The 13663-nt window shown below is 58.1% G+C and carries 13 protein-coding genes and 1 pseudogene; 6 read left to right on the forward strand and 8 right to left on the reverse strand.

All coding sequences use genetic code 11. The features are described from left to right. Positions 1 to 5: 5 nt before the first annotated feature. The 7 genes from FW800_RS19685 to acs all read right to left on the reverse strand — a co-directional run bounded on the left by FW800_RS19685 (position 6) and on the right by acs (position 8014). Complete coding sequence (locus FW800_RS19685; RefSeq protein ID WP_005790635.1) at positions 6 to 986, reverse strand: GlxA family transcriptional regulator; 981 nt, start codon at positions 984 to 986, stop codon at positions 6 to 8. A 246-nt stretch (positions 987 to 1232) separates the two neighbouring features. Continuing rightward, a complete protein-coding gene (locus FW800_RS19690) occupies positions 1233 to 1997 on the reverse strand; it encodes an ABC transporter ATP-binding protein (RefSeq protein WP_005790637.1) in 765 nt (254 codons plus the stop codon). Between the two features lie 27 nt (positions 1998 to 2024). Then, positions 2025 to 3137, reverse strand: a complete 1113-nt coding sequence (locus FW800_RS19695) for a succinylglutamate desuccinylase/aspartoacylase family protein (protein ID WP_103734780.1) — start codon at positions 3135 to 3137, stop codon at positions 2025 to 2027. Between the two features lies 1 nt (position 3138). Next, positions 3139 to 3837 (reverse strand): ABC transporter permease, encoded by a 699-nt coding sequence (locus tag FW800_RS19700; RefSeq protein WP_103734779.1) that lies wholly within the window; start codon positions 3835 to 3837, stop codon positions 3139 to 3141. Continuing rightward, positions 3834 to 4523, reverse strand: coding sequence for an ABC transporter permease (locus tag FW800_RS19705; protein WP_032879821.1), 690 nt, complete (start codon positions 4521 to 4523; stop codon positions 3834 to 3836). Before FW800_RS19705 ends, FW800_RS19700 begins: the two co-directional genes overlap by 4 nt. 91 nt (positions 4524 to 4614) lie before the next feature. Continuing rightward, on the reverse strand, positions 4615 to 5400 hold the full coding sequence (locus FW800_RS19710; protein WP_034128472.1) for an ABC transporter substrate-binding protein: 786 nt from the start codon (positions 5398 to 5400) through the stop codon (positions 4615 to 4617). Positions 5401 to 6058: 658 nt separating this feature from the next. Beyond that, the gene (acs, locus tag FW800_RS19715; RefSeq protein ID WP_005790645.1) at positions 6059 to 8014 is read right to left on the reverse strand and encodes an acetate--CoA ligase; all 1956 of its coding nucleotides are present in this window, start codon (positions 8012 to 8014) and stop codon (positions 6059 to 6061) included. 397 nt (positions 8015 to 8411) lie between these two features. Between acs and FW800_RS19720 the strand changes: the two genes are divergently transcribed. The 6 genes and pseudogenes from FW800_RS19720 to FW800_RS19745 all read left to right on the forward strand — a co-directional run bounded on the left by FW800_RS19720 (position 8412) and on the right by FW800_RS19745 (position 13148). Then, the gene (locus tag FW800_RS19720; protein ID WP_014719601.1) at positions 8412 to 8681 is read left to right on the forward strand and encodes a DUF2790 domain-containing protein; all 270 of its coding nucleotides are present in this window, start codon (positions 8412 to 8414) and stop codon (positions 8679 to 8681) included. Between the two features lie 573 nt (positions 8682 to 9254). Beyond that, positions 9255 to 10505 (forward strand): ribonucleotide-diphosphate reductase subunit beta, encoded by a 1251-nt coding sequence (locus FW800_RS19725; RefSeq protein WP_005790649.1) that lies wholly within the window; start codon positions 9255 to 9257, stop codon positions 10503 to 10505. A gap of 62 nt (positions 10506 to 10567) precedes the next feature. After that, positions 10568 to 10741: pseudogene (locus tag FW800_RS19730) on the forward strand (HNH endonuclease); the annotation flags it as partial. Positions 10742 to 10813: 72 nt separating this feature from the next. Then, positions 10814 to 11461, forward strand: coding sequence for an HAD-IB family hydrolase (locus FW800_RS19735; RefSeq protein ID WP_032879816.1), 648 nt, complete (start codon positions 10814 to 10816; stop codon positions 11459 to 11461). Positions 11462 to 11713: 252 nt separating this feature from the next. After that, complete coding sequence (locus FW800_RS19740; protein ID WP_446438280.1) at positions 11714 to 12661, forward strand: hypothetical protein; 948 nt, start codon at positions 11714 to 11716, stop codon at positions 12659 to 12661. Positions 12662 to 12767: 106 nt separating this feature from the next. Next, positions 12768 to 13148, forward strand: a complete 381-nt coding sequence (locus tag FW800_RS19745) for a helix-turn-helix domain-containing protein (protein WP_032803685.1) — start codon at positions 12768 to 12770, stop codon at positions 13146 to 13148. Here FW800_RS19745 and FW800_RS19750 read toward each other — a convergent pair. Beyond that, positions 13078 to 13635, reverse strand: a complete 558-nt coding sequence (locus FW800_RS19750) for an AAA family ATPase (protein ID WP_032879814.1) — start codon at positions 13633 to 13635, stop codon at positions 13078 to 13080. The two genes, FW800_RS19745 and FW800_RS19750, sit on opposite strands and share 71 nt — an antisense overlap. Positions 13636 to 13663 lie beyond the last annotated feature (28 nt).

The raw sequence follows: 13663 nt of genomic DNA on the forward strand, positions 1-13663 counted from the left end.
TTTAATCAGCCGCGCTCTGAGGGCACCGACGACAACTCGAAGGGGCTGCTGCTGCGCCGCTGGTTGCGGTCTTCGCGCGGCGTGGCGCCAAAGAAATTGCGGTAAGCGCTGGAGAAATGCGGCCCCGAGGAGAAGCCGCACGACAGGCCGATCTGGATGATCGACTTGCTGGTTTGCATCAACATCTGGCGCGCCTTGTTCAGGCGCAGTTCCAGGTAGTACTGGCTGGGGACGCGATTGAGGTATTGCTTGAAAATCCGTTCCAGTTGTCGTCGCGACACGCACACGTGCTGGGCGATCTCGTCGGTGGTCAGCGGCTCTTCGATATTGGCTTCCATCAACAGCACCGCCTGGGTCAGCTTGGGATGGCTGGAGCCCAGGCGGTTTTGCAGTGGAATACGTTGGCGCTCACCGCCTTCGCGGATGCGCTCCACCACCAATTCCTCGGACACAGCACCGGCCAACTCCGCGCCGTGATCGCGGGCCAGCACCGCCAGCAGCAGGTCGAGTACCGACATGCCGCCACAAGCGGTCAGGCGATCACGGTCCCAGTCGAACAAATGGCTGGTGGCGATGACCTTGGGGAAGCGCTCGGCAAAGTCATCCTGCCAGCGCCAATGCACGGCAGCACGATAACCATCCAACAGACCAAGCTGGGCCAACGGGTACACACCCGCCGATAACCCACCGATCACGCACCCGGCCCGAACCAGCTGCTTGAGCGCAGTGCTGAGCTGCGACGCAATGACGGTAGGCGGCTCATCCGCCAGCAGGAACAGTTTCTGAAAGCCTTCCAACTTGCCGGCCCACGGCTCGCCCGGCAACTGCCAGGCCCCCTCGGTTTGCGGCTCGGCCTGCAGAAAAGACAACTCGTAGACCACATCCGGATGCACCCGCTGAGCAACGCGCAAGGCCTCCTCAGCCAGCGCAAGCGTGAGTGCTTTTGTGCTGGGCCAAATCAGGAAACCAATTTTGTGGGCGGTCATGGAGTGCTATCCGGAGCGAAAACAGTGAAAGAAGCCGTGGGCCAATGCTAGCCCGTAATCAATTACAAATCCCAAAACAAACAGAGATCAAAAGTGGGAGCTGGCTTGCCTGCGATGACGGTGGGTCAGTTAACACATCATTGACTGATGCATCGCTATCGCAGGCAAGCCAGCTCCCACAAGAGATCGGGGCTAACCTCAAGACTGCGGAGCATGCACTATCCCGGTGCACAAAAGCAGCCTTGACTATTTCAAACTGCCAGAGAGGAACTGCTGCAACCGTTCGGACTGCGGGTTCACCAGCACTTCCCGCGGATTACCACGCTCTTCAACAATGCCTTTGTGCAAAAACACCAACTGGTTCGACACTTCACGGGCAAAGCCCATTTCGTGGGTCACCACTACCATGGTGCGGCCTTCCTGGGCCAGGTCCTGCATGACCTTGAGCACTTCGCCCACCAGCTCCGGATCCAGCGCCGAAGTAGGCTCATCGAACAGCATTACCTCGGGCTCCATCGCCAGCGCACGGGCAATCGCCACACGCTGCTGTTCGCCACCGGACATGTGGCCGGGGAACGCATCCTTACGATGGCCCACGCCGACCTTGGCCAGGTAATGCTCGGCCTTTTCACGGGCCTCTTTCTTCGACATGCCCAGCACGTGCACCGGGGCTTCCATCACGTTTTCAAGCGCGGTCATATGCGACCACAGGTTGAAATGCTGGAACACCATGGACAGGCGTGAACGCATACGTTGCAGTTGCTTTGGGTCGGCAGCCTTCATGGCGCCATCCTTGTTGGCCACCAGTTTCAGCTCTTCGTTATTGAGCAGAATCTTGCCGGCGTGGGGCTGCTCCAGCAGGTTGATGCAGCGCAAAAAGGTACTTTTGCCCGAACCGCTGGAACCGATGATGCTGATCACATCACCGGCCGCTGCGGCCAAGGACACACCTTTGAGCACTTCATGACTGCCATAGCGTTTATGCAGGTCTTGGACTTCAAGCTTGTACATGCGGTCGGTTCTCACAAAAACAGGTGGTCAGTCGTTGAGCAAGCGCCCGTGACGCAGCGCTTCGCGCCCCGCCACCTTGGCCAGCCAGAAACCCGCTTGGGCATAACGTAGCCGTTCAACGGCAAACAACACCCCCGAGGTGCCCGCACAAATGGTGCTTACGCGGTCGGTCAGGGGGTCAATCACTTCAAAAATCTCGTCGCCGGTTTCTACCCAGTCGCCAGCTTTACGCAGATAACTGATCACACCGGCATGGGGGGCGAACAGCAACTCGGTGCCTTCGAAGGGCATGCCTTCACAAGGTTCATGTTGCGGTGCGGGCCATTGGCCCCTGATCAAGCCCTGTTCGGCGAGAAATGCCAGAATGCCTTCGGCGTGGAAGATCGCTTCATCACGGCCGGTGTCGGCCTGGCCGCCCAACTCCAACGTTGTTGCCAGACAGGCCAACGGAATCTGGGCCTCGGGGAACAGGCGCGACAAACGCAGCCACGGCAACGAGCACGCCTCGTCGAACGAACTGCCGCCGGAATCTTCCGCCAGCAGGCCGACCTTCACATTCAAATGCGCTGACAGCGACCGCCACTGCGGCCAGTGCTGCGGCAGCGCATACATGTGCAGCGCAGCTTCGGCATCGCAATGCAGGTCCAGCACCACATCGGCGGTGCAGGCATGGCTCAGCAGAATGCGCTGCATGCCTTGCAACTGGCTGCTCGGCTCGGGCAAGGCGGTGAGCGTATCGCTCATGGCCTGGCGAATCATGCGCACATTGGCGTGCGGGTCATCGCTCAGTTTGTCTTGCAGCAACGCAGCGACCGGCTCGCTCAACTCAACGAAGTCGCGATTGAAATTCTTGCCGCTGCCCACTTCGAAACGCCCCTGATGGCTGCCTTGCAACAGCTGGCCAAGGCCCATCGGGTTGGCCACCGGCACCAGCTCGATCACGCCGTTGAGGGCGCCCTGCTGTTCCAGCTCGGTGAGGCGTTTTTTCAGTTCCCATGCGGCACGCATACCCGGCAACTCATCAGCGTGCAGGCTGGCCTGGATATAGGCTTTGCGCTCGCCGCTGCCGAAGCGAAATACGCTCAGTTGGCGCTCACAGCCCAGGTGCCCCCAGGGCAACAGATGATCGATACGTTCCATATCAGTGCTTCCGTGGAGCCAGATAGCTCAGCCAGCGGCGCTCGGCCAACTTGAACAGGCGCACCAGAATGAAGGTCAGGCACAGGTAGAACACGCCGGCGGTGATGTAGGCTTCGAACGGCAGGTAATACTGGGCATTGACCGTACGCGCGGCACCGGTGATGTCGATCAGCGTGACGATGGACGCCAGGCTGGTGGTCTGCAGCATCATGATCACTTCATTGCTGTACTGCGGCAGCGCACGGCGCAGGGCCGATGGCAACAGGATGCGGCGGTACAGCTTGTAGCGCGACATGCCCATGGCCTTGGCCGCTTCGATCTCACCGTTAGGCGTGGCCTTGAGGCTACCGGCGATAATCTCGGCGGTGTAGGCGCTGGTGTTGATCGCAAAGGCCAGGCAGGCGCAGAAGGTCGCGCTGGACAGCAGTGGCCACAGGAAGCTCTCGCGTACTGTTTCGAACTGCGCCAGGCCGTAGTAGATCAAAAACAGCTGCACCAGCATCGGCGTGCCGCGGATCACGTAGGTGTAGAGCCAGGCCACGCCGTTGACGATTGGCTGCTTGGACACGCGCATCAAGCCCAGGGGCAAGGCCGCGAGCAGGCCGAAGAACAGCGAAATGGCAAGCAGTTTCAGGGTGGTCAGCAGGCCGCCAAGGTACAGCGGCATGGCCTCCCAGATGACGTTGTAGTCGAAGATCATAGATCAGCCGCCCTTACGCCTACCGAGTAGCGCTTCTCAAGATGACGCAAGGCCAGCAACGACACACTGGTGATCACCAGGTACATCGCCGCCACTGCGAGGAAGAAGGTAAAAGGTTCGCGGGTGGCATCGGCCGCCTGCTTGGCCTTGAACATCATGTCTTGCAAACCCACCACCGAAATCAGCGCGGTGGCCTTGGTCAATACCAGCCAGTTGTTGGTAAACCCGGGGATCGCCAGCCGGATCATCTGCGGCACCATCACCCGGAAAAACACCTGGAAGCTGCTCATGCCATACGCCAGGCCGGCTTCAGCCTGGCCCTTGGGAATGGCCATGAAGGCGCCACGGAAAGTTTCCGAAAGGTAGGCGCCAAAGATGAAACCCAGGGTGCCGATACCGGCGGCCAAGGGGTTCAAGTCGATATAGTCGTCAAAGCCCAATAGCGGCGCGACGCGGTTGAGCAAGTCCTGGCCGCCATAGAAAATCAGCAGGATCAGCACCAGGTCGGGGATCCCGCGGATCACCGTGGAGTACAAGTCACCCAGCCAAGCCAACCAGCGCACCGGCGACAGGCGTAACGCGACCCCGATCAGACCCAGAACAATGGCCAAGGCCATGGACGACAAGGCGAGCTGAAGCGTCAACCATGCGCCATCGAGGATAACGGCCCCGTAGCCTTTCAACATGATTCAGGTCCTCGAAAAGGGGGATGAAAAAATGGCGCAAACTTCAGGATGACTGGTGCTTGCGCCATTTCGGACAGACAGCTGCGACTATTTACTTGGCATCAGCGCCGTAAATATCGAAATCGAAGTACTTGTCCTGGATTTTCTTGTATTCGCCGTTGGCACGGATCGCGGCAATCGCTGCGTTGATACGCTCAAGGTTTTCCTTGTCGCCTTTGCGCACTGCGATACCAATACCGTCGCCGAAGTATTTGGCTTCGGTGAACGACGGGCCTACAAACGCGTAGCCTTTGCCGGCGTCGGTTTTCAGGAAGCCGTCCTGCAGCAGGGTAGCGTCAGCCACGGTACCGTCGAGACGACCGGCGGCCACGTCCAGGTAGATTTCGTTCTGGGTGCTGTAACCCTTGATATCCGCACCTTTTGGCGCCAGGACTTCACGGGCGAAACGGTCGTGGATCGAACCGCGCTGCACACCGATCTTCTTGCCCTTCAACTCATCCAGGCTGTCGCTGACGGTGGTGCCTTCCTTCATCACCAGACGCGCTGGGGACAGGTAATAGCGAGTGGTGAAGTCCACGGACTTCTTGCGGTCTTCGGTGATGGACATGGACGACAGGATCGCGTCGATCTTGCGCACTTTCAGTGCAGGGATCAGGCCGTCGAACTCTTGCTCGACCCAAGTGCACTTGACGTCCATCTGCTTGCACAGCGCATTGCCGATGTCGTAGTCAAACCCGACGATGCTGCCGTCCGGTGCCTTCGAAGCAAACGGAGGGTAAGCCGCTTCGATACCAATTTTCAGTGGCTTGCCTTCGGCGAAAGCCTGCATGGACAGCACGGACAGCGCCAGGGCGCCCAACAGCACGAGTTTCTTCATCTTGGGACTCCATCGGTATAGGGCAAAAACAGCAGTATGAGCCATGGCCCACGATGCGCGAAGGTGTAACCGAATAGCGGGGCTGCGTCCTGCGCGGGCGACACCTGCGACGACGAGCGAGTGATCGGCATTCTAACGACAGGCCGGAAGCCGATATTTCCTCAATGCGACAACAATTTACAGAAGCACTGAGAAAGCGGTTCCAGCTCATTGACAGCCTCTGAGATTTATGCAGAGACAAAAGATATTAAACCTGATGATGCTGCAAATTGCGGGCCTATTATTCGCAAACCCTTCTAGCACGGCAAGTGTGGCGTTTAATCTAATTTATCAGGGGGTCTAAAACGCGGTTTTCAGGGGCGCAAGCGTGGTCCATCGCCTCAGGTTTTGATGCGGGGTTACACATTTGCACCAGCCGGTAACATTCTGAAACGTCCCACAGCAAAAACCGATATTTATTGGCTTGGTGGTTAAAATGCGCTCCAAATGTGAGAGGGGGCTTGCTCCCGATAGCGGCGGGTCAGCCAGTATATTTGGCACAGACCTGATGCTATCGGGAGCAAGCCCCCTCCCACACTGGATATCTGGTGATTGTTAGATCCCGTAGAAAAGCCCCATCCGGCTTAAACCGGATGGGGCTTTATTTGACTATCCGCGCTTACGCGACGTTCATGGTCTTGTGCGTCTCAATCAAATGCGCCACCACACTTGGATCCGCCAGGGTGGAAATATCCCCCAGCCCATCGTATTCAGCCGTAGCGATCTTGCGCAAAATGCGGCGCATGATTTTCCCCGACCGTGTCTTCGGCAGCCCCGGCGCCCACTGGATCACATCCGGTGAAGCAATCGGGCCGATTTCCTTGCGCACCCAGTTTTTCAGCTCCAGGCGCAGCGCTTCGTTGGGCTCTTCGCCATTCTTGAGCGTGACATACACATAGATGCCCTGCCCCTTGATGTCGTGCGGCACACCCACCACCGCGGCTTCGGCGACTTTCGGGTGGGCAACCATGGCGCTTTCAATCTCGGCAGTGCCCATGCGGTGGCCGGACACGTTCAACACATCATCCACACGACCGGTGATCCACCAGTAGCCATCTTCATCGCGACGGGCGCCATCACCAGTGAAGTACATGCCGCGGAAGGTCTTGAAATAGGTATCGACAAAACGGTCATGGTCGCCGTACAGGGTACGCGCCTGGCCAGGCCACGAATCGAGGATCACCAGATTGCCTTCGGCAGCGCCTTCAATAATGTTACCGAGGTTGTCCACCAGCGCCGGCACTACACCAAAGAAAGGCCGCGCGGCCGAGCCTGGCTTGAGCGCGTGGGCGCCCGGCAATGGGCTCATCAGGGTCGCGCCGGTTTCAGTCTGCCACCAGGTATCGACAATCGGGCATCGGGATTGGCCGACATTCTTGTAGTACCAGTCCCAGGCTTCTGGGTTGATCGGCTCGCCCACCGAACCGAGCAGGCGCAGGCTGCTGCCGTCGGCGCCTTCGCAGGCGGCAGTGCCGGAGGCCATCATGGCGCGGATCGCAGTGGGTGCGGTGTAGAGGATGTTGACCTTGTGCTTGTCGACGATCTTCGCCACCCGGGTGATGTCCGGGTAGTTCGGCACGCCTTCGAACAGCAGCGTAGTCGCGCCATTGGCCAACGGGCCGTAGACGATATAGGTGTGGCCGGTGACCCAACCAACGTCGGCGGTGCACCAGTAGATTTCGCCGGGGCGGTAGTCGAACACTCGCTCGTGGGTCAGGGCGGCATACAGCAAGTAGCCGCCGGTGGTGTGCTGCACGCCTTTAGGCTTGCCGGTAGAGCCGGAGGTATAGAGGATAAACAGCGCTTCTTCGGCGCCCATCTCTTTTGGCGCACACACGGTGCCCGCCACTTTCATCAAGTCTTCGTACCAGATGTCGCGATGCTGGTTCCACTTGATCGCGCCATTGGTGCGCTTGCACACAATAACCTTCTGGATGCTGCTGGTTTCCGGGTTGGTCAGCGCATCGTCGACGTTAGCCTTAAGCGGAATCTTCTTACCGGCGCGGATGCCTTCGTCAGCGGTGATCACCACTTTCGACTTACAGTCGATAATGCGACCGGCCAGGGCTTCCGGGGAAAAACCGCCGAACACCACCGAATGGATCGCACCGATGCGGGTACAGGCCAGCATGGCGACCACGGCTTCGGGGATCATCGGCATATAGATAGTCACCACGTCGCCGCGATGCACATCCTGGCCACGCAAGGCGTTGGCGAACTTGCAGACTTCTTCATGCAGCTCGCGGTAGGTGATATTGCGGCTCTCGGCAGGGTCATCGCCCTCCCAGATGATCGCGATCTGATCGCCACGTTCGGCAAGGTGACGGTCCAGGCAGTTGTAGGAAACGTTCAAGGTGCCATCGGCAAACCATTTGATGTCGACATGGTGGTCGTCGAAAGAGGTCTGCTTCACCGCGGTGAAAGGCTTGACCCAGTCAAGGCGCTTGGCTTGCTCACGCCAGAAGCCATCGGGGTTGACCACCGACTGCTGGTACATGGCCTTGTAGGTTGCCTCGTCGGTCAGCGTGTTGGCTGCTACTTCGGGGCGAACAGGGTACAGGGAAGCCGCACTCATCTTTCTTACCTCGGTGACATAGTTGTTGTTGTATGGCCCCTGTTGTAGCCGGGGTGGGCCTATAGAACCATTCGACGATGGTAGTAACAAGACCCTACAAATTGCCCTGCTATGCCTGCTTGCTGCTCTGGCCCGCGGCCTGCGGTGCGTTGCGGGTAACTGAAAAAACGTTGATCGACCGATTGTTACAAAAACCGCCAAAGGTGTTTATCAAAAGCACGGGTATATGAATATAACGCGCAGGCTTAGAATCACTTACGCCAACCAAGGCACTGTGATTAACACCGTAACAGCCCCCACGAAGGCACGTTAATCCGAACTTCCCAACTTTTAAGTTACACACGCGGCCTCACAAGGGCCCCGTGACCCCTTTCGCCCTGAAGAAGGTAATGAAGAAATGAAAGCTCTATTAGTTATGGCCCTCAGCAGCTTGTGCGCCACCGCCGCCCTGGCCGACGAAGCCCCGACTGAGCTGGCCGGCCAGAATGCACCGATCGTTGAGGACTACACCTATAGCACTCACTTGGATGTGGCTAAAGTATTGTCCATGAGCAGTATTCCGGAAGTCTGTGAAGTTGTTCCGGTAAAGATGGAATATGAAGACTCCCAAGGTCAACGACACATCCTCAACTATCAAGTGATGGGCAATGGTTGCTCTAACGGATAACAACTTGGTTATTTAGATTCAACCCGGATCTTGGTCGCCGCAAGAAATCAATCTTGCGGCCAAGAACCCACCTCGAATACACCGCAAATCAAATGTGGGAGCTGGCTTGCCTGCGATGGCGGTTTCAGCCACGACGTCCCATACAGCCCTTCTCACCTGCTCCCTCCCCTCCCCATAAAATTTCTCCCAACACCCGCCAGAAATTTCCATCCCCAGCAAAGCCTTGCAAACACTCGCTCTGGCCGAAAACCACGTCATTTTGGCGCGCTCAAGTGACCATCCGCCGCAACACAAACCCAAATTTTTCCCTATAATGCGCGGGTAAATCGGGCCTGCAATATCCCTTTACACTGGGACGAAGAGCCAGACCTGAGGCATCCCGCGCGAGCTTGCACCTACCGCTGCGCACCTCAAGCCTCACGCAGAGCACCCGTAGCCCTATTCCGTTTAATGCGTGCGCTAGCTGCAACAAACGATTCCTTAAGATCCACCGCGGCCATTGGGCCGTGTGAACACCCAACCATCCGGTTTCACACGGGCACCTTTGAGCCCTCACGCAGGAGACGACACGTCATGCTGAGCTGGGACGAATTCGACAAAGAAGAAGAAGGCGAAGTAGCCACCAAAGGCGCCAACGCCGGCCACGCCACCGAAGCCAACATGGACCGCCTTGACGGTGCCGGCGCCGCTGCCGCCATCGAAGCCCGCGCCGTCACCGCCAGTGATTCGGCCGCCATCGTGCGCGCCAAGGCCGCCCTGGACAAACTCGACGTCGCCGAAGGCCTCGCCGAGCTGGAAGGCTCCGCCGCCCGCGTCGCCGTTGACGAAAAACGCATGATCAACTGCCGCGCCGACCTCAACCAACTCGTGCCCTTCAAGTACGACTGGGCCTGGCAGAAATACCTCGACGGCTGCGCCAACCACTGGATGCCGCAAGAGGTCAACATGACCGCCGACATCGCCCTGTGGAAAAACCCTGAAGGCCTGACTGACGACGAACGCCGCATCGTCATGCGTAACCTCGGCTTCTTCTCCACCGCCGACTCGTTGGTCGCCAACAACCTGGTGCTGGCCGTGTACCGCCTGATCACCAACCCGGAATGCCGCCAGTACATCCTGCGCCAGGCATTCGAAGAGGCGATCCACACCCACGCCTACCAGTACTGCATCGAATCGCTGGCCATGGATGAAGGCGAGATCTTCAACATGTACCACGAGATTCCATCGGTCGCTAAGAAAGCGGCTTGGGGCCTGAAGTACACCCGTTCGATCTCCGATCCGAAGTTCGAAACCGGCACCGTCGAGACCGACAAGGAACTGCTGCGAAACCTGGTGGCGTACTACTGCGTGCTGGAAGGCATCTTCTTCTACTGCGGTTTCACCCAGATTTTGTCCATGGGCCGCCGCAACAAAATGACCGGCGTGGCCGAGCAGTTCCAGTACATCCTGCGTGACGAATCGATGCACCTGAACTTCGGTATCGATGTGATCAACCAGATCAAAATCGAAAACCCGCATTTGTGGGATGCCGAGATGAAGGAAGAAGCGACCCAGATGATTCTGCAAGGGACTCAGCTGGAGATCGAGTACGCTCGCGACACTATGCCTCGCGGTGTTCTCGGCATGAACGCGGCGATGATGGAGGACTATCTCAAGTTCATCGCCAACCGTCGCCTGTCGCAGATTGGCTTGAAGGAAGAGTACCCAGGCACCACCAACCCGTTCCCTTGGATGAGCGAGATCATGGACTTGAAGAAAGAGAAAAACTTCTTCGAGACCCGTGTGATCGAGTACCAGACCGGCGGCGCGCTGAGCTGGGATTGATCCCTAAGCCAAGCAACACGATGAAGCCCTGACTTGTTCAGGGCTTTTTAATGCACGGTGAATTGCCACTTTTTGAAGCACATCGCGTCAAGCACCTTGCCCAGAAGGGTTCGGATCGCATCACCAATGCTGTAGCCTTGTGCCCCAACTGCCATCAGCGTTGTCACCGGTCGAGTGATCGGGACGCTTTCACCGAAGGGCTTTACGCCAAAATCGGAAGATTGGCACGGGAGTAGACTCCTGCTGTCACACCTGATGCACGCACAAAAAATACTAGATAGGACCGAGGCCAACCCGTGAACCCAGACATGCTCGAAGCCGGCCCCATCGACGCCAAAGTACTCTCCGTCTTTGACTTCGACGGCACCCTCACCCACCACGACAGTTTCGTGCCCTTCCTCAAGTTTGCCTTTGGCCCCGGTGAGTTTTATGGCCGGATGGTCAAGCTGGCGGTGCCTGGGCTGCGCTTCTTGGTGCGGCAGATCAGCCGGGATGAGTTGAAGGCGCAGTTGATTCGCACCTTTATGACCGGGGTGCAGAAGACGTGGGTGCAGCAGAAGGCCGAGGAGTATTGCCAGCGTAATTGGGCGCGGTTGATGCGCCCGGCGGGCGTGCTGTCGGTGGAGCAGGAGTTGGGCTCGGGCGCGGTGGTGACGCTGTGCTCGGCGTCGCCGGCGTTGGTGTTGCAGCCGTTTGCCGATCGGCTTGGGATCAAGTTGATCGGGACTGAGCTTGAGGTGGTCGACGGGGTGTTGACCGGCAAGCTCACCGGGAATAACTGCCGTTGTGAGAATAAGGTGCTGCGGCTTGAGGCCGTGTATGGCGACCTGGGGGAGTATCGGCTCAGGGCCTGGGGCGATACGCGTGGGGATCGGGAGTTGTTGGCCGCGGCGCAGGATGCGCATTTTCGGCATTTTCACGCGAAGAAGAAAAAGCGGGCTCGGTTGCAGCGGTGATGCGGGTGGGTGGGGTTGGCGGAGGGGACCGAGGCGATCCCTTCGCAGCCTCGCTGGGGCTCGACAGCTCCCACATTTGATCCGTGCATCTCAGTGGAATGGTGTTTACGTTGTGGTTTTGGGGTCTACGCCGAGAGCCGTTGCAGACGCTTTTACCGTCAGGCTTCTTGAGCGGACGACGCGTTGCAGGTTCTTGCTGATATTTACACAGGATCCGGCTATTAATAGCCAAATTCCCACGGACCGAGCCCCATGAAATTCGACACGGCCTACAGCCTGGCTCTCGATGACAAGTTGTCGATCTACGACGTACGAGAGCTGAATTTCGACGAAACCGCTGACTTCGATTCCGACAAGGACCGCTTCCTCTGCCCCAACGACGCGTGCCGCGCAGCGTTCGACGCCGGCAATGTGTTGAGCACCTTCAACGCCAAGAACGTCAATTACCTGCGCACCCCACACTTCAAGAACAAACCCGGCACCCGGCATATCGAAGGCTGTCGCTATGCCAGCAGCCAAAAGACCGCGGCCGGTGAAAGTGAGGACGAGCGCGAGGACAACTTCCCATCGGAATTGGTACTGACACGCCGTCAGTACGAACGTAAAACACCTGCTGCCGGCATCGATGGAGGCGCCCCACAAGAGCCAACGAAAACGCCTTCAAATCGCGTTGAGAAATCCCATGTCAGCAGCGACACAACCCCGGACAAAACCAGCGTGTTCGCCCATCCGGTGGAATGCTATGTGTCGAACATCGATGACAAGGACAAGCTCAAGGCCATGCCCTTGAAGATTGGTGAGCACACGGCGACTTACTGGTCGTTCTTCAAGAAAATCGAATACCTGCAAGACAACAAGGGCCTGATCTACTGGGGCAAGATCAAGGAAGTCAAAGACTACACCAGCAGCTTTCGCATCGATTTCGAAAAGAAAGTGTGGCTCGACAAGAAGCCTTATTCGGTCAACGCCTATCTGAACAAAAAGCTCATCGAAAGCTACCGCAAGCGCACGGTTTTCCTGGAGCAGATCAAGGCAGCGGCCAGCAGCGAGCGACCGCTGTATTGTTTCTTCTACGGAGTGACACCGGAACTCAAGCATGTTCCCAGCAAGAAAAACCCCGAGCAAACGTTCGGGGTATTCAGTGCGAATATCGAGAACCTGGATCATCTGATTATCCGGGAGGCGTCGGGAATGGAATAACTGGGCGTTGAAACAGCGACGAAAAAATCCAGATGATGAGCGGTACAAACAACTGTACAAAAACACAGTATAGTTGCGCCTCCCCCGTCGAACCTGGAGAACCCCCATGTCCTCTCTGGCAATGAGCTCTTTCGTAGAACAGCAGATCGTCCTGCACCAATTCACCGCCAAACACTGCGCACAGGCCCGCGTTATGCTGGGCTGGAGCCGCGAACATTTGGCTCGCCAGGCGGGCGTGGCGGTAGAGGCGATTCAACAATTGGAGGCCCACGGCGAAGTCGACGATGAAACCCGCCTGATCCTGGCGTTTTGCCTGGAGGCGCAAGGGCTGGTGTTCTTCCCGGGGTTTGCGCCGGGGTGGGGCATGAGTGTGCGCCGGTTTGACACCGTAACCGCCGAGCCCACAGCACCAGGCCTCATTTCTCGGTTGATGGGTTCAACAACGGCGTCAGTTGATTCACCAACTCCTCAACCGAATGGTGCGTAGCGTCCAGCCGGATCACCGGGCAGCTCAACGGTTTCAACCAGGTTTCATGCCGACGCAGGCTACGTAGGCTGTGATTGCCAGTATCGTAGCGTGCGGCCCAGGTGAGAAAGGCGACACTGTTTTGATGGCGGCTGCCACCTTCCAGGATCTGCTCCCCGTAGCGCTGCGCTTCTCGCAGGCGCAGGCGTTGCAGGCGCACTTGCGGTTCTACGCGCAGGAACACCACATGGGTGAATAGCGGGATCATCGCGTCGCCCCAGCCGCAGAGTGACCCCGACAATACCCAGCCTTGATGGCCGGCGGTGTGTTCCTGCAGCAGGCGGAGGCGTTCGTCCCGGAGCCGGGCGATGGAAAAGGGTTCGAGGGTTTGCTGCCAGTAATAGAAATCGGAGTCGAAACAGGCAATATTCAGGTGCTCGGCCAATACCTTGCCCAAGGTAGTGCAACCGGTGCCCGCTGCGCCGAGGATATGAATTCTGTATGCCATGGCGTCCCTCCATGGCATTGAGTGTAAA

Source organism: Pseudomonas sp. 910_23 (assembly GCF_052850795.1).